Origin of the sequence: Acinetobacter sp. 'aerobic (ED)' (genome assembly GCF_904886855.1) — a bacterium.
Classification (GTDB): Bacteria; Pseudomonadota; Gammaproteobacteria; order Pseudomonadales; family Moraxellaceae; genus Acinetobacter; species Acinetobacter courvalinii.
Genome location: NZ_CAJHGI010000004.1, coordinates 265,292 through 285,130, shown reverse-complemented (window position 1 = coordinate 285,130; position 19,839 = coordinate 265,292). Strand labels below are relative to the sequence as shown.

Genomic DNA, 19,839 nt, shown 5'->3' with positions numbered 1-19,839 from the left:
GTACGGATGCAGCGAAGTGGTACAGCATTTGCTGCATCTTTTTATTTTAAAAACTACAGAGGACAGATCTCCTATGTTGGTCAAACCTTCATTTAAAAAACAATTGCTACTGACAACATTACTTTCTTTATCTGCCACACAGATTTTTGCATCAAACAGCAATGAACAGATTCCAATCGGTAAATTACCTGAATGGGCCATACCGGAATCTTATGATCTGGATTTTAAAATTGACCCTGCACAAAAAAGCTATACCGGTAAAACCACCATTCATTTAAAGCTGACCCAAGCCACCGATCATGTCTGGCTTCATGGTAAATCTTTGTCGGTAAAAGATGCTCATATCCTATCGGCAACTGGACAGAAAACTACGGCCCAATATGAGCAGGCTTCCGAAGTCGATGGGGTGAGTGTAATTAAATTCGCCAAGACGCTAGCTGCAGGTCAGTACAGCTTGGTACTGGATTTTAATGCCGATTATGACCAGCAACTGGATGGTATTTATAAAATTGAATTTGAGGGTAAACCTTATGTCATGACTCAAATGGAAGCGATCAGTGCGCGTCAATCTTTTCCTTCTTTTGATGAACCACGTTTTAAAACGCCCTTTAATATTCGTTTAACCATTCCAAGTAAATATTCAGGCTTCGCCAATACCAATCAGGTTGCTGAACAGACCGAAAAATCAGGTTGGAAAACCCTCAGCTTTGCTCCAACAAAACTCTTACCAACCTATTTACTGGCACTGGCAGTTGGACCATGGCAAGTACAACAAGGCCCTGATATTGGTGCAACAGCGTGGCGTAAAGAAGCGATCAAATTACGTGGACTGGCACCCGCTGGCAAGGCTGAAAAAATGCAGCATGCCTTGTCTGAAACGCCAGCAATTTTAACAACATTAGAAGATTATTTTGCCTTTGCTTATCCGTTCGACAAGCTGGACTTACTTGCTGCACCTGACTTTGCTGCTGGGGCGATGGAAAATCCGGGACTGATCACCTTCAGAGATTATCTGATGCTGCTGGATAAAGACTCTCCTGTGTCATTTGTACAAAGTTCATTTAATGTCAATGCACATGAGTTGGCACATCAATGGTTCGGGGATGTGGTGACCATGCCGTGGTGGGATGACCTGTGGTTGAATGAATCTTTTGCGACGTGGATGCAAAGTAAAATCACTCAACAATTGCACCCTGAATTTAATGCAGATCTGGAACGCGTCGTTGATACTGCGGGTGCCATGAAAAGTGATAGTCTGGTCAGTGTACGCCGTATTCGTCAGCCGATTTTAAGCAATGCTGATATTCAAACTGCTTTTGACGGGATCACCTATCAAAAAGGCGCAGCAGTTTTAAATATGTTCGAAAGCTATCTCGGAGAACAAAAATTTAAACAAGGGGTGCGCAATTATATTAAAAAACATCAATATGGCAGCGCTACAGCCAATGATTTAATCAGCGCGTTAGCAGAGCAGTCGGGTCAAGGCGAGCGCTTTGCCAAGGCGATGAAAAGTTTTATTGATCAACCGGGCGTACCTTTGCTGAATACCTCTTTACAACAACAAGGGAACAAAGTCTTTTTAAATGTGCAGCAAACGCGTTATCTCCCTGTGGGTTCTAAAGGTGATGCCAACAGTCTTTGGGGCGTACCTTTATGTGTACGTTACGAGGTGCCGAATGGTTCAAGTAAAGTTCAGTGTGAGTTGATTGATCAGGCCCATGCCAAAATTGAGCTCAAAGGCGCAACCGTGAATAGCTGGTATATTCCAAATGCCGGTGCGGCAGGCTATTACCAGTTCAGTTTGCCGACAAAAGAGTTGGCACGTTTAACCGCTGCGACAGGGAAATTATCCAACAGCGAACAATTGGCCTATGCCTATGCAGTTTCGGCAGCGTTTAATCATGGTGATATTAATTTATTGGCAGTGGTAGATGTCGCCAAGAAATTCGCCGCTTCAGACAGCCGTCAAATCAGTACTGCATTATTCCCGCAATTGAGTACGATTCATCGCCATGTGTTAAAAACCGCGACGGAACGTGAACATTTTAGAAAAGTACTCACGAATTTATATCTGCCAAAGTTGAAGCAATTGGGCTATACCAGTAAATCAGGTGAGTCTGCCGAAGACAGTTTATGGCGGAGTGAATTGGCGCAGTTCCTTGCACTGGATATTCAGGTACCAGAAGTACGCCAACAACTGTTAAAGCAATCTGATGCTTTATTTGAACAGACACAACTGAACTTTGCCCAGCTTACGCCAGAGTTATTGCCGACGATTCTGGCAGTCCGTGTGCAAGAAAAGGGCAAGCCTGCGTTTGATCGTTTAGCTGGGGAATTACAACGTGTCACCCAACCGACACAACGTCTGGCCATCCTGTCTGCTTTAGGTTCAGCCAACCAGACTGAAACACGTCCATTGGCACAGCAACTGGTTTTAGATCCGCGGGTGAAAGTCGGTGAAGTTCGTACCGTGATTAATGCCATCAATAACTATAGCGGAGAGCAAGGCGGTTTATGGGCATGGTTTGAGGATAATCATGAGGCTGTGTTTGATCGCTTGGGCAAGTCTTCTGCTGGACGTTTTCCGGCCTTGTTTAGTGGCGCGGCATGTACGCAACAGGAAGCAACACAGCTCAACACTTTCTTTGCACCACGCACCAAAGAGCTGGTTGGAGTCGAACGCGGTTTGAATCAGACCAAAGAGCGGATTCAACTGTGTGAATCCTTAGTTGCAAAACAGGATGGTTCAATCGTGCAGCAATTGAAGTTGTAATTTACTCGTCATAAAAAAAGCCAACTATGAAAAGTTGGCTTTTCTATTTTCAGGATAATTTAGGCATCATCCGCAGCGTCAGGATTTCTGACCCCCAATAACTGACTGGTTGCTGTACCCGCCGTCATTGAACCGTTCACATTTAATGCGGTACGGCCCATATCAATCAATGGCTCGATTGAAATCAGCAAAGCTACCAAGGTAATCGGTAAACCCATCGCAGGCAGTACAATTAAAGCCGCGAAAGTTGCACCGCCACCCACACCAGCAACACCGATTGAACTCAGTGTGACCACAACCACCAGTTGGGCAATCCATAAGGGATCAAGTGGATTGATACCGACCGTAGGTGCAACCATGACGGCAAGCATCGCCGGGTATAAACCTGCACAACCATTTTGACCAATCGTCGCGCCAAATGAAGCCGAGAAGCTGGCAATGCCTTCGGGTACACCCAATTGCTTGGTTTGCGCTTCAATATTTAGCGGAATGCTGGCAGCACTTGAACGGCTAATAAAGGCAAAGCTCAATACCGGAAAGACTTTCTTGAAAAAATCGACCGGATTGATGCGTACGAAGACCAGAATCAGTGCGTGAACCAGGAACATGATCGCAAGACCAAGATAAGAGGCCACCAGAAACTCGCCAAGTTTTACGATATCGGCAAGATTCGCAGTGGCAACCATTTTGGCCATCAATGCCAGCACGCCATAAGGTGTAAATTGCATCACCAGACGCACAAGGCTAATCACCAAAGCTTGTAAGGCTTCAATGCCATGTTTGATTCTTTCACCGTTAACCTTATCTTTATCCATCAGCTTTAAAGCGGCAACACCTAAAAATGCAGAGAAGATGACCACACTGATGATTGCAGTTGGGCGAGCACCGGTTAAATCTGCAAACGGATTTTGCGGGAATAAAGAAAGTAACAGTTTAGGGATGTCCAAGTCGGCGACCTGTCCAATATATTGGCTCTGAATGGCGGCTAAACGCGCTGTTTCCTTGGTCCCTTGTACCAGACCTTCTGCGGTTAAACCAAACAGGTTGGTAATAGTGGCGCCTACGAGCGCAGCAATCGCCGTTGTTGCTAACAGGATACCAATGACCAGAACACTAATTTTTCCAAGGGATGTGGTTTGATGTAATTTCACCACCGCACTTAAAATTGAAACGAAAATCAGCGGCATGATCACCATCTGTAACAGTTGGATATAACCATTACCGACCAGGTTGAACCACGCGACTGAGTGTTCAATGATCTGACCGTCACCATAAATGGTTTTGAGCGCCAGGCCGTAAATGATACCCACCACCATACCGATCAGAACTTTCTTGGAAAGGCTCCAATCTTTTCGGTAGGAAAAGAACAATCCGGCCATAAGCAGGACAAAAATAATAATATTCAATAAAACCAAGGTATTCACTATAGGTTGTCCTGATTGATATTTCAGGGGGATGCTAAAAAATAATGGCATAGATTCTACCATCCAGCTGCCCTGAAACTTAATCATTCCTATGACTATAGTTAATCTAAAAAAGTAAAAAGGGAGTTGTTTAATCTGAAATCCCGTCGCAGCTTTACTTTTTATAATCTGTGAAAAGTGGATTAATTATTGAAAAAGAATGATTTGTGTTAATGGTATAGCCTATTGTTTAATTTTAAAGCTTAAAAAACAGGCAGTTTGTATAAGTTGTATATTGTTTTTATATGTTCAAAATAAAAACAGCCTATTGAGAAGCAATAAGCTGTTTACAGGCCGAAATAGAAAATCAGGTTTTGGTTTTAAGCATACTGCTCTAGAAAGTTCTTAAAAATCTGATGTCCATGTTCGCTTAAAATTGATTCGGGATGAAACTGTACACCTTCCACAGCAAGCGTTTTATGTTTAACACCCATAATTTCTTCAATCGTGCCATCTGCCTGATTGGTCCAGCAAGTGAGCTCCAGACATTCTGGTAGTGTTTCCTGCTCAATGACCAAGGAGTGATAACGGGTCGCTGCGAATGGAGAAGGGAGGTTGCTAAAAATTCCCTTATCGGTATGGTACATGTCGGATAAGCGACCATGCATCACGGTTTTCGCACGAATAATGTTGCCACCGAACGCCTGTCCAATGGCTTGATGACCTAAGCACACACCCAGTAAAGGAATTTTTCCTGCAAAGTGATTTATCGCTGGAATAGAAATTCCTGCTTCACTTGGCGAACATGGGCCCGGTCCAATCACTAAATATTTTGGCTGCCATCGTTCAATATCCTCTAATGAGACTTGGTCATTGCGAACTACTTTTACGTCCTGATTTAACTCGCCAAAATACTGGACGATGTTATAGGTAAAAGAGTCGTAATTGTCGATCATTAGAAGCATTTTAAGCTCAACCTCTTGATATTTAATGTATTCTTAAATATTGTCTTTCACGATACCCGTTTGGTTACCCGTTTTGAATTAAGTGCCCAAAACATTGGATAAAAATAAAGCCGCTATTTAAGCGGCTAATATAACAAAAAATGAAGTGACCAGTTTAACTATTTCATTCATTACAACTTGGCAGAAAAAAGCTTTAACGGGGGGCACATATGATTCCTCACAGAGATCACGACAATCAAAGCAGAATCAGCTTTTCTTTAGACATAAAAAAACATTCTGCCTCGGTCATGGAAGAAGATTAAATCTTACGGGTGTTATCAATCAGCCAGCCTAAAACCTCTCCAGAGAGATGTTCGGCTAGTCTTTCTTGAACGGTTTGATGGTAGCGATTTATCCAGTCTTTCTCTTCCTGCGTGAGCATATCTACCACGACGCAATCTAAATGGATGGGGCAAAGGGTGAGTGTTTCAAACTCTAAAAATTCACCGTAGGTTTTTTCAAAGCCAGCATGCAGCCGGTTTGCAACCAGATTCTCGATGCGAATGCCGTATTTCCCTTCATGATAGAGCCCAGGTTCGTTGGAGATAATCATGCCTTCACGCAATTTGCTATAGGCATGTATTGGCGCATAATAAGAAAGCACTTGCGGTCCTTCATGAACGTTCAGCGCAAAACCTACACCGTGTCCTGTGCCATGGCGATAATCCAGACCATGCTGCCATAAAGTCTGACGACAAATTGAATCAAGGAGCGGTGCAGCCAAACCTTCTGGGTAAATGCTTTTTGCCAAAGCAATATGACATTTTAAAACCAGCGTATAGTCACGTTTTTGTTGTTCTGTTGGTGTCCCAACGGGAACAACGCGGGTGATATCCGTGGTGCCATCGACGTACTGCCCGCCAGAGTCGATCAATAATAGACCATCACCTTCGATGAATGAGTAGTGTTCTGGCGTTGCACGGTAGTGAGGCAATGCACCATTGGCATTAAAGCCTGCAATCGTGGCAAAACTTGGCCCTATAAAGCCGTCTTGTTGAGCTCGGAAGGCAGTAATTTTCTCATCAATGGTCAGTTCTGAAATGTTCTCCTGACGATCAAGAGCTTTTTCTAGCCAGTGGAAGAAATGACAAAGGGCAACCCCATCTTTAAGCATGGCATGGCGGATATGCGCAATTTCGCTTTCATGCTTACGCGATTTAAAAAGTGTACTTGGGTTGATGTCGTAGACAACCTGAATATCCTTTGCGATCGCTTGTTCATGGTGAATCGATACTTTGGCTGGATCTAACAGGACAGATGTATTAGAAATATTGGCTAAAAACTGAGCTGCGTCCTGGTAGTTCCGAATCTCAATGCCATCCGCTTTGAATGCCTCTTGTGTGCTTAGATCTACCTTATTGCGATCCACAAATACAACAGCCTGTTGAGCACTGATATATAAGTGTGAAAGGAATACCGGGTTGTACTCTACATCTTGACCACGTGCATTTAAGACCCAGGCAATATCATCTAGAGATGAAATGAAATGTCCTTCAATCGCCTTCGTGTCTAAAGTTTCCCGTATTGCTTGGATTTTTTCTTTACGGGATAGAGCATTTAAGCCTGCAGGCATTAAATGGATTTTTTCTGAGGGCAGTTCTGGACGATTAGACCAGATTAAGCCTATTAAATCTTGCTGTGTTTCAAGTGTAAAGTCGCGTTGTCTTGCCGTATTTTTCAATGCCTTAAACTGCTGGATTGAAAGCGTTTGTCCATTCACTGAAATGACCGAACCAGGCTGTAGATTTTTCTCCATCCAGGCAAGATGTGTCGAAGATTCATCACTGGTCAGTTTTTGTAATTGGAAGCCGGTTCCAGCGAGTTGTTGTTCGGCTTGTACCCAATAACGCCCATCAGCCCAGAGTCCTGCAAAGTTTTGGGTCACAACCAACGTGCCGACAGAACCACTAAAACCGCTTAACCACTGCCTTGCTTTCCAGTAGTCAGGTAAATATTCTGACATATGCGGATCTGCACTCATGACAACCAAAGCATCAACATGTTGATTGTTCATGAGTTCACGAAGTTGAACCAGTTTTTCTGGCACAGTTAAGTTGTTCATATGGTTTCCAAGTCAGGTTGAACTTTGCTGGTACTTTTGCCCATTAATTTGTTCATTGGTTTCTTTAATAAAAATAACACGATTGCACCAATAACCAAGGCCAATACGCAGCGCATAAACAGGGTGGGTAAATTTTCGATAGCATCTGCGGCGACCTGTCCACCAATCAAACCTGCCATGAGGTTGCCTAAGGCTGAACCCGTGAACCATAGTCCCATAATTTGTCCACGAATAACATCTGGAGCAAGTTTGGTCATGGTTGATAAACCGATCGGGCTTAGGCAGAGTTCTCCTAAAGTCAGCAGCAATACAGCACCCACTAACCACAATGGTGAGACCAGACCATTGCTAATGGCAAAATGACTCGCCAGTGACATTAGTAAAAAGCCGCTTGCTGCCAGTAAAAGTGCAATAATAAATTTTGAAATATAACTTGGGTCTTTGTTCGATTTGCCCAGTCTTGCCCACAGCCATGCAGCAATTGGCGCAAAAATAATAATAAAGAGGGCATTAATCGACTGGAACCATACGGTTGGAATCTCAAAACCTAAAACATTGCGATTGGTATAATCCTGAGCAAATAAATTAAATGAAGTTGGTTTTTGCTCAAATGCGGACCAAAAAAGGGCAGACGTGATCAAGAGCACAAAACAAATCATAATTTTAAATTTGTCATTTTGGTCTAAATTAAGGAAAAGCAGCAAATAAGCAAAATAGGCAATAATTCCTATACCAATCCCTACAGTTAAATAGGTCGCGACAGCGACAGGGTTGATGTGAATGATGCCTAAGAAGGTTAGAACAATAACGACTGCAACTGTGAATAAAAAGCCAAATACAATTTTAGCTGCATTTTTATTTTCTACCACCGGTTTGCTACAGCTATTGTTTTCCTGACGTAGCGCGTTAAAAGTTTCGAGCTGGGGAATCGCCCTAAAACGGAAAATGAATAAGGCAATCAGCATCCCGAGGCCACCGATACCAAAGCCTAAATGCCAGCCATGATCTTTGACCAAAAGCCCTATAATCAGCGGGGCAATAAATGACCCCATATTAATGCCCATATAGAAAATGGAAAAGCCTGCATCACGTCTTGTATCCTGGGCTTTATATAAGGTTCCAACAATCACCGAAATACATGTTTTAAATAGGCCGGAACCTAAAACAATCAGTACTAAACCTAAATAAAAGAAAGACTGATCAAATACAGGGGTAAGGGCAATGGAAAGATGACCCAAGGCAATAATAATAGAACCATACCAGACAGCGCGTGCTTGACCTAACCAATTATCTGCAATCCAGCCACCAAAAACGGTCATTAAATACATCGAACCTGCGAACAATCCGACAATCGCTGCGGCAGTGGGTCGATCAAGGCCCAGACCACCTTGATTGACCATGGCAATCATATAAAGGATCAGTAAAGGTCGGATACCATAATAGGAAAACCTTTCCCAAAGTTCTGTGAAAAAAAGCGTTTGTAAAGGTTTGGGATGGCCAAAAAAAGCTTTATCCGCTCGTTCAAAGTCATATTTCATTAATCAAATCCTTGAATGATTTTAAGTTTTTATAAACATAACTTTGAGTTTGTTTATTAATAATAAAAATTTATGTATACGATTTTTAGTTTTTTTTAATTGTAAAAGCAAGTTTGGCCTGTATAAAAAAAGTGAATGAAAAAGAATATGAATAGTAAAATTTGCTTTCGGTTCAGTAACGACAAGTCTAAGCTAACAGGTTTAAGACACTGGCCAAACAGTGATTAAATCGTGTACCTCATAACAAAAATCTATAAAAATGAAAAATAGTGATTAGACTTTTAATTAAGAATGCCGCTCATGAATGAATAAGCGAATAAAAAAATTTAAGTTCTTGAAATAAACTCAAAAAATGCATTGAACAAGCGGTTATAAAAGATGTGATTATTTTTCGGGTTATCCGATAAGAATCTCAGCATTCTATATAAGAAAGTATTATGATCTTGAACAGCTGTTTGAAATTGATGCAATGGGTTATAACAGTGCAACAATTTTGCACCAAATAAGGGCAATAATGAGCTATTTAAATATGCCATAATTTGAAAATGTGTGAATATGGTGCATTTACACAAGCAAACAGTATAATGCGTTCAAGACAAGGAATCTAAATCACGATTACTTATAAGTAATTCAATGTTTTAGGTATGCTTTAAAATTGTTGGTATGATAATTGCTAATTATACATCAACACCTAACACGCACTTAACAAGTGCATAAAAATTTCATTGGAGCAAATGAGCATGGCGAACAAGGTCCTTCAACTCATCAAAGAAAGTGGCGCAAAATGGGTCGATTTTCGCTTTACTGATACCAAGGGTAAAGAGCAGCACGTAACTTACCCAGCTGATACCATTGATGAAGATACCTTTGAAGATGGTAAAATGTTTGATGGTTCTTCAATTGCTGGCTGGAAAGGCATTGAAGCTTCTGACATGATCTTACGTCCAGATGCTGAAACCGGTTTCCTTGACCCGTTCTTTGCTGAACCGACTGTTGTAGTGACTTGTGACGTTATCGAGCCATCAACTGGTCAAGGTTACGAGCGTGACCCACGTTCAATTGCTCGTCGCGCTGAAGAATATTTGAAATCTACAGGAATTGGTGATACTGCGTTCTTTGGTCCAGAACCAGAATTCTTCGTTTTTGACGAAGTGAAATGGGATATCGACATGTCTGGCGCGCGCCACACATTGATCGCTGAAGAAGCGGCTTGGTCGACTGGTAAAGATTATGAAGCAGGTAACTCAGGCCACCGTCCACGTGTGAAAGGTGGTTACTTCCCGGTTCCTCCTGTTGATTCTTCACAAGACATGCGTGCTGACATGTGTGCAAAAATTGAAGACATCATGGGCCCAGGTCGTGTAGAAGTACATCACCACGAAGTTGCATCTTGCCAGTTAGAAATTGGTGTGAGCTTCAATACTCTTGTTCGTAAAGCTGACGAAGTTCAACAGTTCAAATATGCAGTTTGGAACGTTGCGCATCAATATGCAAAAACAGCAACCTTTATGCCTAAACCAATGGTAGGCGATAACGGTTCTGGTATGCACGTGCATATGTCAATCTCTAAAGATGGCAAGAACCTGTTTGCTGGTGATGAATATGCTGGTTTATCAGAAATGGCATTGTTCTTTATCGGTGGTGTAATCAAGCACGCTCGTGCATTGAATGCAATTACAAACCCTTCTACAAACTCGTATAAGCGTTTGGTTCCACATTTTGAAGCGCCAATTATGCTTGCTTACTCAGCACGTAACCGTTCTGCTTCGATCCGTATTCCTTACGTTTCTAGCCCGAAAGGCAAGCGTATTGAAGCACGTTTCCCAGATCCAATGATGAACCCGTACTTAGGTTTCGCGGCGTTGTTGATGGCTGGTCTTGACGGTATCCAAAACAAGATTCATCCAGGTGAAGCTGCTGATAAGAACTTATATGATCTTCCTCCTGAAGAAGAAGCAAAAATCCCAACCGTTGCTCACAGCTTGGATATGGCACTTGAAGCACTTCAAAATGACCATGAGTTCCTGTTGAAAGGTGGCGTGTTCACTAAAGAAATGCTTGATGCATATATCGAACTTAAAACTGAAGATGTACGTCGTCTTAATACGACGACTCACCCAGTTGAATTTGATATGTACTACAGTCTGTAATACATCACTGATTCAAAAAAAGCTCGCTTCGGCGAGCTTTTTTTATGTTTTTGATTCGGTTGAAAGTCGTACTCTTTTTGGTGAGAAATTAATGTAAACTAATCGCGTTGTTTTTAGTGAGCCAAGCATGCGAAATTTACGACCAAACAGAATAAAAGGAAAAGAGCTTCCTGCAGTATTAAAAAAATGGTTGTATGCATCGGGATCACTGACCCAACAATTGACCGATTTAGGGCAAGGTCAATTTCATGTTGAACGTATCAAAGAGCATTATCAGCGAATGACTTTGAATGACAGCCAGTGGATGAAAATGCCGCCCCAGCATGTGGCATGGGTGAGAGAAACCCATCTTTATGGCAGCGAAGAGCAGGCCTGGGTAAAAGCAAAAAGTATTTTTCCAATCTTAAGCCTGCAAAAAAAGGCGAGATTATTTCAGCATATTGGTAACAAACCGATTGGCTGGTTCCTGTTTCACAGAACCAGTCCAGCTTGTGAGAGACGGGTCATTTATCTGGAAGAAGGATGGACACGTCAGAGTTGTTATACTTGGCATGGTTGTAAATTTATCGTGCAGGAAACGTTTTTACCCGCATTTGAACAGTTTATTCAACAGCATTGACGCTAAGGATTATCATGGAAACAGTGCAGCATACGACTTGGCGACAACGTTTAGAGGCTTATTACTACCTTTGTCGTTTTGATAAGCCGATTGGCACAGAGCTGGTATTTTGGCCAACCATGTGGGCATTATGGATTGCATCCAAAGGAATCCCTGATCTTAAAATCCTGTTTGTGATGATTTTAGGGGTCATTTTTATGCGTGCAGCAGGCTGTGCCATTAATGATTTTGCTGACCGGAAGGTAGATGCGCATGTGGAGCGAACCAAAACACGTCCTTTAGCAACGGGAGTGATCCGCGCTAGAGAGGCTGTCTTTGTTTTTCTTGTTTTGGTGCTGGCAAGTGCTGCCTTGTTATTTTTTCTGCCGATTGAATCATTTTACTGGTCTTTTGGGGCATTATTCTTAGCGTTTATCTATCCTTTTATGAAGCGCTATACCAATTTACCGCAAGTATTTTTAGGTGCAGCATTCTCGTGGTCAATTCCAATGGCGTATACGGCTGTTGGGCAAACGCCTGATTTAACTTGCTGGCTGCTTTATTTTGGTAATCTGGCCTGGACAGTGGCCTACGATACCCAATATGCGATTACCGATCGTGAATATGATCTAAAGATTGGGGTGAAATCGACGGCTATTTTATTTGGTCGCTATGATATCCAGATGATCGGTTTGCTTCAGTTAATGAGTCTGATCTTGATTGGCAGTGCCTTATATCTCGAAAATCTTTTGTTGCCTTTTGGCTTGATTGCCTTGGGTATTGTTGCCGTTGATTTTATTTATCAGGCGATGAAAACCAAAGATCGGGATCCCCACATCTGTTTTTGGGCATTCCGTCACAATCGTTGGGTCGGGTTGATTATATTTATTGGAATTTTTTTAGAATTAGTAGCTTAATCTGACTGTATAGTTGAAAAGTGTCCTATGCAGGGCACTTTTTTTATGCCTTAATAAACTGGCATGTAGTTTCATGCACAAAAATAACACGAACACTAAAAGGATATTTTATGAAACGGTCGAAGATTGCATTGGCGATGACGTTCTCAATTTCTGCATTATTTTTAACCGCATGTAATGACGATAATGATAGTTATACGGACGGGGATTCAAACAAAACATATTTATCGGAAACCACTTATTCTAAGGATAAAGTGGATAATGCCTCATCAATCAAAATCATGACTTATAACATGGTCAATGTCCAAGGGCGGACTGCTAAAGCAACTGCACTGGTGATGATGCCTAAAGTTGCTCAGCCTGCTGATGGTTATCGTGTGGTGGTGTGGGAACATGGTACGGTTGGGGTAGGTGATAGCTGTGCACCAAGTAACAATACTGTGAATCCACGTTTTAAAATCCTTGCGGATAGTTTACTGGCAGCAGGTTATGTTGTCATTGCGCCTGATTATGAGGGTTTAGGCACCCCAGGTATTCATCCTTATCTGAATTTAGGCAGTGAAGCTAAGTCTGCCATTGCAGCGGTAAAAGCAGCCAAAGATCATTATGGAACAAAGCTTAATGGGCAATGGATGTCGATTGGTCAATCACAAGGTGGCCAAGCTTCTTTGGGTACTGCAGAATATGCAAACGCTGATGCAAGTTATAAAGGAGCCGTTGCTGGTGCGCCTGCATCCAGCTTAGGTAAAATTATTTTAGAAGTTGCGCCAGCAGCTTTAGCAAATATTGAATCCCAAGAAATAGCAGCAGGAGTACCTTTAGCAAACCGTATATCGGTTGACTCCTATGCAACCCTACTGGCTTATGCTGCATTGACAGGAGTGGGGATTAAAGCCTATGAACCACGATTTAATTATCGTGATATTTTCCAAGAAAGAGCTAAATCGCTTGCCGAATTTGCAGAAGGAACAACAGGTGAAAATGGACTATGTTTGGATGATGGAAGTGATCCAAGTTTAAGTCTGATTGAAAAGTTTAAAACGGATATTATCCAATATATGACTGCTAATCCAGATAAGAAGGTTATGGATTATCCGGGATTAGATACGAATAACTTCAAGAATAATCAAACGGTTCAAAAATTCTTGTTAGATAATCAACCTGGAACTAAACGACTAGATAAACCTGTGTACATTGTTCAGGGAACTGCGGATACCAATGTGCCGTTCCCAGTAACCAAAGCATTAGTTGATAATTTAAAGGCTCTAGGATCAGCAAATGTGGCCCTTGATCCTGTTGTAAATGCGACTCATACTCAAGCCATTGTATGTCGAAATCTTCAGGTGTATAACTTTGTTCAAGCGCAGATGCCAGCGAAAACGAACATAGTCGTTGATCCATCCAAAATTGATGCCAGCCAAAGCCCTCACTGTACAGGTAAATTCTAAAATTTTCATTTAGCTAGAAATTTGCTTTAAAAAAAAGAGTCTCTTTATCGAGGCTCTTTTTTGTTATATTGTTGCATTCTTAAAATTGATGTCGTTTGAGTTTAAAGCCGCTATGAGCCAGCAACCTGTTGAAAAAAAATCAGTCCCTTGGTTATTGATGGGGCTAGGATTATTGATTCCTATTTTTATTGTAGGTATGGCTTTCCTGGCAGCAAAAAGTGATGCGCAGACCAAGAAGAAATATGATCAGCAACATGCAGAAATCGCCAAAAAGTTTGAACAGCAGAAAAGTGCTGAGCAAACGCAAAAAGCTGAATAATCTCTTTCCAGATCTCTTGTTATCGAATATCCATCTGTAACTGTTTTACAGATGGAATCTGGGTATAACGTTGAACCTGATAACCAGCCTCTTGCAACATCTGATCACGTTTTTTATCTTCTGATTCCTTACCTATATGACTCGGGTCATCCAGTTCAATAATCGCCAGCACTTTCATACCCTGATCTAAAACCACAAAGTCAGTGACCTTACGATTGAACTTACTGCGAATTTTATAATGATCGCTGGTTATTAGGGCACTAAAGGCCACTTGAGCAAGTACGTGATGCTGTGGAAAGGCTTGTTGCAGACGAATAAACATCCGTGATTCGAAATTTGTAATGACAGGACGTGCAAAAAATTTCTGTTTGGGAAAGAAGGGGCGTAGGCAGCTATAAAGCAGCCAAGCTGTGCTGATCAAGCCAATAGTCAGGAACAGGAGATAATTCGATTGAAACATAGATTTAATAGCGTACAAAGAAAAAACCCACTCAATAAGAGTGGGTTTTTTAGAATCTTGGCTCTCCCACCTGGGCTCGAACCAGGGACCTGCGGATTAACAGTCCGTCGCTCTACCGACTGAGCTATGGGAGAATCTGGAACGAATTCTAGGGCTTAAATGCAGGCCCGTCAAGTAAAATGAGTATGAATAATAATCGCTTAACAAAAATATTGTGGATTAGCGGGCAACCTGATTACATTGTGCCAGTTCAGGAGAGCGTGCATCCCAGCTGGCGCCTGCCGAGTTTTTATAATAACTAATCTTGCCAATACGCAGCACAAGGCTTTGGCAAGAATCTACCGATAAGGCATTGCCCCAAGGGCCAGACATGCTACATACCTTTCCATTACACTTCCAGACCACATTGGGGCCATTCTCAATCGAAACGGTCACGGTACCTTTGTAGCTGGAACCAGCATACCAGGTGGTCTGGGCTGCCATTGCCGGACTACAGAAAAATATTGCGCACAACAGGATTTTTTTCATTATTTGCTTTCCCTAATATAATAATGAAATTTTATTTTAAATGATAAAAAGAGGAGTGGTTTAAATTTATACGATATTCAACATGAAGTGAACAGATTCACCGTAATTCAAATGAAGCATTATTTTTTTATAGACTTAAAAATAAAAAGCCCAGATCAATGATCTGGGCTTTTAGAATCTTGGCTCTCCCACCTGGGCTCGAACCAGGGACCTGCGGATTAACAGTCCGTCGCTCTACCGACTGAGCTATGGGAGAATCTGAGTGCCATTATAGGCAGCTTTTAAAATCGGTCAAGCTAAAAATGTCATGTTTCCTTCATTTTCGTGCCGTATGCTTTTTATTTGCACAATTACGCGAAAGTAGGAAAAATAACTTGAACTTTGATCAGGCTGTTGCTAGATTCGAATTAGAAAGAACGTTTAGATATTCATCTAAACAGTGTGGATTTAACCCTACTTGCCAGCACTAAAATGGCTAAACCGGAGGTCGAAATGACTATTCTTAATATTCAATCTATTTTTTCAAACTTTTCTTTTTATCAAGACCATTATCTCGAAATCATTCAGGATCCGGCGCAATATTATACGCCAGTGGAACATGCATTCTTAAATACCTTTCCTTTTAAGCAACAGGCCTTGTATTTGGGTGATTTATTGCAATTATGGTTTGGTAATAAATGGAAAATTCAGAATGCTAATAACCTGTTAACACAAAAAAATACCTTAACACTTGATCAAGATTCCCCGCTGTATTTATTTCAACTGGGCGGAGAACTCTTTTTAGGCGCAAATACTGCATTGGCATGGTCGGTCGCAGAGCAGAAGGTGGTCACAGTACAGGTTAAAAGTATCTGGCAATATGCGGTGTTTAGCCATTTGTGCATTCGACCAAAGCTGTTCAAACAAAACAAAGCCATTGCATAGGGCTATGATGAAATAGCCCATTGGCTTTCATTTCGGTTTATGGGCGAATAATCATGCAGGTTGCAGTCGCATGTGCATAGAGCTTGCCTTCTGCATCAACAATTTTGCCTTCGGAAATAGCTAAATTTTTACTGATATTAATTATATTTCCAGTGGCGATGAGCTTCTGATTTCTTGGAACAGGGCGACACATTTTAATATTCAGATCAATGGTGCCGTAACCTACACCAGCTTCTAAAAGGGTATGCACAGCACAACCTGTTACCGAGTCCAGTACCGTTGCAGCAAAACCTCCATGCACACCTCCGAGAGGATTCAGGTGTCGTTCATCGGCCTGTACTTCAAATTTGATATAACCTTCCGCAACTTCAATGGGTTGCATGGGGATGGTTTGGCTAATACTGGCGGGTGGAATTTTCCCTTCACACATGGCAGTTAAAAATTCAAGTCCATTCATTTCTTTTGGATGTTTCATCTTATATTTCCTTTTGGAGTTCTAAAATAGAACTTGTTGATAACATAGCCTTGAGAGATCGGGCTGTCAATATTGCGCATCTCTTCGCTGAGTATTTTGTAAATTCTAAGTTACTCGCGAAATGCTTTGTTTTATGATGTTTATAAATGTCTTTATAAAAATTTTGAATAAAAGGTAAATTTATAATGAACGGACAATGTGTATGTGGGGAAACCACTTTTGAAGTTGAATTAAGTCATCATGATGTGCATGCCCTTGCGACGTATACGTCTCATGCTCCATTTGTCGTAGACAGACCAGTGGCGTGATTATGACGCTTGATGTCGAACAGGGCAGTTTAAAATTTTTGAAGCAGGATCATTTAGCAATATACAACTCATCTGCATGGGGAGAGCGGGGTTTTTGTAATGCGTGTGGAACAAATTTGTTTTGGCGCACTAAAGATCAGAACTATTGCAATATCAATGCATTTTCTCTGAATGAACCACTACAAGATCTGAATTTGGATCTGGAAATTTATATTGATTGCAAACCCGATTTTTATACGTTTCAGAATCCGACCAAGAAGATGACAGAGGCAGAGGTCATTGCACTCTTTAATGAAGAATCCCCAAAATAGCCTGGGCGGAATATCTGGATAAAAGAATCACATAGAAAAAAAGCTTCCATCTGGAAGCTTTTTTTTACAGCAGAACTTATTTTGCCGCTTTTTCAGCTTCGATTGAGGCAATGGCAGCGTCTACGCCCTCAATTGAATCAGCTGCTTTTTTGATACGCGCTAAGGCATCAACCAGCACTTCATCCGCAGTTGCATAAGAGATACGCATAAAACCGCCTAAACCGAATGCATCACCAGGAACTACGGCAACACCAGTTTCTTCAAGTAACCATTCAGAGAATTCTGTGCAAGATTTTAAACCTTTGGCACGAATCAATGGACGGATGTTGGCGTAGGCATAGAAAGCACCATCAGCAGGTAAACAAGAAATACCTTTGATCTCATTTAAGCCATTAACCACTAAGTCATGACGGCGTTTGAATGCTTCAATCATTGGTTGTAAAACGTCTTGTGGACCATTCAATGCTGCTTCAGCCGCAACTTGTGAAATTGAAGTTGGGTTAGACGTTGATTGGGACTGGATTTTTTTCATTGCGCCAATGATTTTTGCAGGGCCCGCTGCGTAACCAATACGCCAGCCTGTCATTGCATAAGCTTTAGACACACCATTTAAAACGATGGTGCGGTCATATAAGTCTGGCGCAACTGTTGCAATGTTGTAGAACTCATCTTCCCAGCGGATTGGTTCGTACATGTCATCAGAGGCAACGAATACTTGTGGGTGACGACGTAATACTTCAGCCAAAGCTTCCAGTTCAGCTTTGCTGTAGATCATGCCAGTCGGGTTCGATGGGCTGTTTAAGACCACTAAACGTGTGTTTGGAGTAATTGCCGCTTCTAGTTGTTCTGGGGTGATTTTGAAACGTTGTTCTTCACCACATTTCACGATAACAGGTGTACCTTCCGCAATGATTACCATATCTGGATAGCTGACCCAGAACGGCGCAGGAATAATCACTTCATCGCCTTTGTTTAACAAAGCCAGTGCAAGGTTAAAGAAACTTTGTTTACCACCACAAGACACCAGAATCTGGTTGGCTTGATAATCGAGATTATTATCGCGTTTAAGTTTTGCAATAATTGCTTTTTTTAAGCTTGGAGTACCGTCTACCGCTGTATATTTGGTGAAACCTTTATTAATGGCTTCAATGGCAGCATCTTTGATGTGTTGAGGTGTATCGAAGTCTGGTTCGCCTGCGCCTAAACCAATCACGTTTTTACCTGCAGCTTTTAACTCAGCAGCCTTGTTGGTTACTGCAAGTGTAGGGGACGGTTTGATAGCATTGACACGATCAGAGAGACGTACGTCCACGGCATTATTCCTTCTTATGGGATTAAAAAATAAAAAGCAGCTTATCTTAGCCTAATTAGACTTCATTGTGGCCGAAACTTGCCTTAATCGCATAAAAAGTTACCAAAATTTAGTTCTTGCAGGCTTTCTATTTTTTTACATATTTTATTTTTATCAAATGCCTAAAAATCCATTACAATAGCGGCTAGAAATCTAGATTTCGAGAGAATTTCAATGAGTACCCAGCAACCTAAAGCAAAAAAAGCTTTAGTGAAATTACCCTTCCCGATGCCATCTGCTCAGGATGATTCTGAAGATGCGGCGCATAATCAGGTTCGTCCAAAACCTGAGCAATACGCAGATCGTACCTGGATGCCACCACGCGGCACACGTCGTTCGATGGGGAAGCGTTAAGAGAAAAGCCAATCAATCTGATTGGCTTTTTTGTTTTTTAATGGCGATTTAATGGATGTTGTATTTCTAGTTCACCACGCCACAGCTTGATAAAATCATATTCATCAATATCGTAAAGCTCCATCAAGGCAATAATCACACTGACAAAAATCATTGCACCTTCCGACTTGTCATGGAAATTAAAAATCTTGCCGTTGAGCTTGCCAAGAATATCGCTGATTTCATGTTCACGGCCACGACCATAGCGGTCACGTGGATAAAGCTCTTCATTTAAAACTACCAGGGCAATGGCTTTTTCGGCTGCCGTTAAACTGGTTTTATCCAGTGCCTCTTCAAAAGATTCATAACCATGATTGAAGTAGAAAATTACTTCATCATTAATAAAGGCCTGCACCGTGGCTGCGGTTAAGTTGGGAAATTGTGAAACCGCATCTTCTTCAATATAAGGACGGAATGATTCGGGGAAAATCACATTGGAATGGATGCCTTTAAATAATGGTGCGATTTCAGAGACTTTATAGCCGGCGATACCACAACCTAAAGCCGTCAAAAAGTATTTCATTTTTGCATGGTTCTTGGCATAGATTTTGAAGTCATCCACATAATGCTCGATCTGGGCGAGTGGCATTTGTTGTAAATGTTCATTCAGGGTGGGTATTGCAAAGCTTTGTCCAGCCCAACCACGACCAACCCCTGTGACTGCTGCAAAGTGTTGTGCTGCAACACGGGCGGCGCCGCTGTCGTGTATACCCGCCAGATTACTGCCAAAAACAAAGACCGTATCTTCTGGGAGTTCCGTTACAATTGTTTCGTCGTGGTATTGGTAAGACATATTTTTACCATTGAAATCGAGTATAACTTCATGTTGCAGTTGATTAGGCAGATGGTCAAGTAAAATCTACCAAATTGCATGGCA

16 protein-coding genes, 2 tRNA genes and 2 pseudogenes are annotated in these 19,839 nt (G+C 41.7%); 9 read left to right on the top strand and 11 right to left on the bottom strand.

Translation table 11 applies throughout. The features are described 5' to 3' along the window. Nucleotides 1-6 precede the first annotated feature (6 nt). A pseudogene (locus JO943_RS10170) lies at nucleotides 7-2,773 on the top strand (M1 family metallopeptidase). A gap of 59 nt (nucleotides 2,774-2,832) precedes the next feature. Here the strand turns inward: JO943_RS10170 and JO943_RS10165 are convergent. The 4 genes from JO943_RS10165 to JO943_RS10150 form a co-directional block, all read right to left on the bottom strand. Next, nucleotides 2,833-4,197, bottom strand: a complete 1,365-nt coding sequence (locus JO943_RS10165) for an L-cystine transporter (protein ID WP_202740706.1) — start codon at nucleotides 4,195-4,197, stop codon at nucleotides 2,833-2,835. A 359-nt stretch (nucleotides 4,198-4,556) separates the two neighbouring features. Then, entirely contained in the window at nucleotides 4,557-5,141 is a 585-nt protein-coding gene (locus JO943_RS10160; RefSeq protein ID WP_202740705.1) for an anthranilate synthase component II, read from the bottom strand. Between the two features lie 298 nt (nucleotides 5,142-5,439). Beyond that, a complete protein-coding gene (locus JO943_RS10155) occupies nucleotides 5,440-7,242 on the bottom strand; it encodes an aminopeptidase P family protein (protein ID WP_202740704.1) in 1,803 nt (600 codons plus the stop codon). Beyond that, nucleotides 7,239-8,780 carry a peptide MFS transporter gene (locus tag JO943_RS10150; RefSeq protein ID WP_202740703.1) on the bottom strand — a complete coding sequence of 514 codons (1,542 nt, stop codon included), beginning with the start codon at nucleotides 8,778-8,780 and terminating at the stop codon, nucleotides 7,239-7,241. The genes JO943_RS10155 and JO943_RS10150 overlap by 4 nt, the downstream gene beginning before the upstream one ends. A 734-nt stretch (nucleotides 8,781-9,514) precedes the next feature. Here JO943_RS10150 and glnA point away from each other — a divergent pair. The 5 genes from glnA (at nucleotide 9,515) to JO943_RS10125 (ending at nucleotide 14,212) form a co-directional block, all read left to right on the top strand. After that, entirely contained in the window at nucleotides 9,515-10,930 is a 1,416-nt protein-coding gene (gene glnA / locus JO943_RS10145) for a type I glutamate--ammonia ligase (RefSeq protein WP_171067993.1), read from the top strand. A 127-nt stretch (nucleotides 10,931-11,057) separates the two neighbouring features. Then, nucleotides 11,058-11,549, top strand: a complete 492-nt coding sequence (locus JO943_RS10140; RefSeq protein ID WP_202740702.1) for a chorismate--pyruvate lyase family protein — start codon at nucleotides 11,058-11,060, stop codon at nucleotides 11,547-11,549. Nucleotides 11,550-11,563: 14 nt separating this feature from the next. Beyond that, nucleotides 11,564-12,445: a 4-hydroxybenzoate octaprenyltransferase gene (ubiA, locus tag JO943_RS10135; RefSeq protein WP_202740701.1), complete on the top strand. Its 882-nt coding sequence runs from the start codon at nucleotides 11,564-11,566 to the stop codon at nucleotides 12,443-12,445. A 110-nt stretch (nucleotides 12,446-12,555) separates the two neighbouring features. Beyond that, nucleotides 12,556-13,893 carry a lipase family protein gene (locus JO943_RS10130; protein WP_202740700.1) on the top strand — a complete coding sequence of 446 codons (1,338 nt, stop codon included), beginning with the start codon at nucleotides 12,556-12,558 and terminating at the stop codon, nucleotides 13,891-13,893. A gap of 112 nt (nucleotides 13,894-14,005) precedes the next feature. Beyond that, on the top strand, nucleotides 14,006-14,212 hold the full coding sequence (locus JO943_RS10125; protein ID WP_202740699.1) for a hypothetical protein: 207 nt from the start codon (nucleotides 14,006-14,008) through the stop codon (nucleotides 14,210-14,212). 19 nt (nucleotides 14,213-14,231) lie between these two features. Here JO943_RS10125 and JO943_RS10120 read toward each other — a convergent pair whose 3' ends face one another. From JO943_RS10120 to JO943_RS10105, 4 genes are all read right to left on the bottom strand, one after another. Then, complete coding sequence (locus JO943_RS10120; protein WP_199973502.1) at nucleotides 14,232-14,672, bottom strand: DUF2726 domain-containing protein; 441 nt, start codon at nucleotides 14,670-14,672, stop codon at nucleotides 14,232-14,234. Nucleotides 14,673-14,730: 58 nt separating this feature from the next. After that, nucleotides 14,731-14,806 (bottom strand) — tRNA-Asn (locus JO943_RS10115). A gap of 85 nt (nucleotides 14,807-14,891) precedes the next feature. Beyond that, nucleotides 14,892-15,200 carry a hypothetical protein gene (locus JO943_RS10110; RefSeq protein WP_005287919.1) on the bottom strand — a complete coding sequence of 103 codons (309 nt, stop codon included), beginning with the start codon at nucleotides 15,198-15,200 and terminating at the stop codon, nucleotides 14,892-14,894. Between the two features lie 180 nt (nucleotides 15,201-15,380). After that, nucleotides 15,381-15,456: transfer RNA gene (locus JO943_RS10105), tRNA-Asn, on the bottom strand. A 236-nt stretch (nucleotides 15,457-15,692) separates the two neighbouring features. Here JO943_RS10105 and JO943_RS10100 point away from each other — a divergent pair. Further along, on the top strand, nucleotides 15,693-16,124 hold the full coding sequence (locus JO943_RS10100; protein WP_009510829.1) for a hypothetical protein: 432 nt from the start codon (nucleotides 15,693-15,695) through the stop codon (nucleotides 16,122-16,124). A gap of 37 nt (nucleotides 16,125-16,161) precedes the next feature. On the opposite strand, the gene JO943_RS10095 is transcribed toward JO943_RS10100, so the two are convergent. Further along, a complete protein-coding gene (locus JO943_RS10095; RefSeq protein WP_032874358.1) occupies nucleotides 16,162-16,599 on the bottom strand; it encodes a PaaI family thioesterase in 438 nt (145 codons plus the stop codon). A gap of 185 nt (nucleotides 16,600-16,784) precedes the next feature. On the opposite strand from JO943_RS10095, the pseudogene JO943_RS10090 reads away from it, so the two are divergent. Next, nucleotides 16,785-17,218 (top strand): annotated as a pseudogene (locus JO943_RS10090) (GFA family protein). A 76-nt stretch (nucleotides 17,219-17,294) separates the two neighbouring features. Here the strand turns inward: JO943_RS10090 and JO943_RS10085 are convergent. Then, nucleotides 17,295-18,530 carry a pyridoxal phosphate-dependent aminotransferase gene (locus JO943_RS10085; protein ID WP_032874352.1) on the bottom strand — a complete coding sequence of 412 codons (1,236 nt, stop codon included), beginning with the start codon at nucleotides 18,528-18,530 and terminating at the stop codon, nucleotides 17,295-17,297. 213 nt (nucleotides 18,531-18,743) lie between these two features. Between JO943_RS10085 and JO943_RS10080 the strand changes: the two genes are divergently transcribed. Then, nucleotides 18,744-18,923 (top strand): hypothetical protein, encoded by a 180-nt coding sequence (locus JO943_RS10080; protein WP_005231643.1) that lies wholly within the window; start codon nucleotides 18,744-18,746, stop codon nucleotides 18,921-18,923. Between the two features lie 37 nt (nucleotides 18,924-18,960). Here the strand turns inward: JO943_RS10080 and JO943_RS10075 are convergent, their stop codons facing one another. Next, on the bottom strand, nucleotides 18,961-19,755 hold the full coding sequence (locus JO943_RS10075) for a hypothetical protein (protein ID WP_199973504.1): 795 nt from the start codon (nucleotides 19,753-19,755) through the stop codon (nucleotides 18,961-18,963). Nucleotides 19,756-19,839 lie beyond the last annotated feature (84 nt).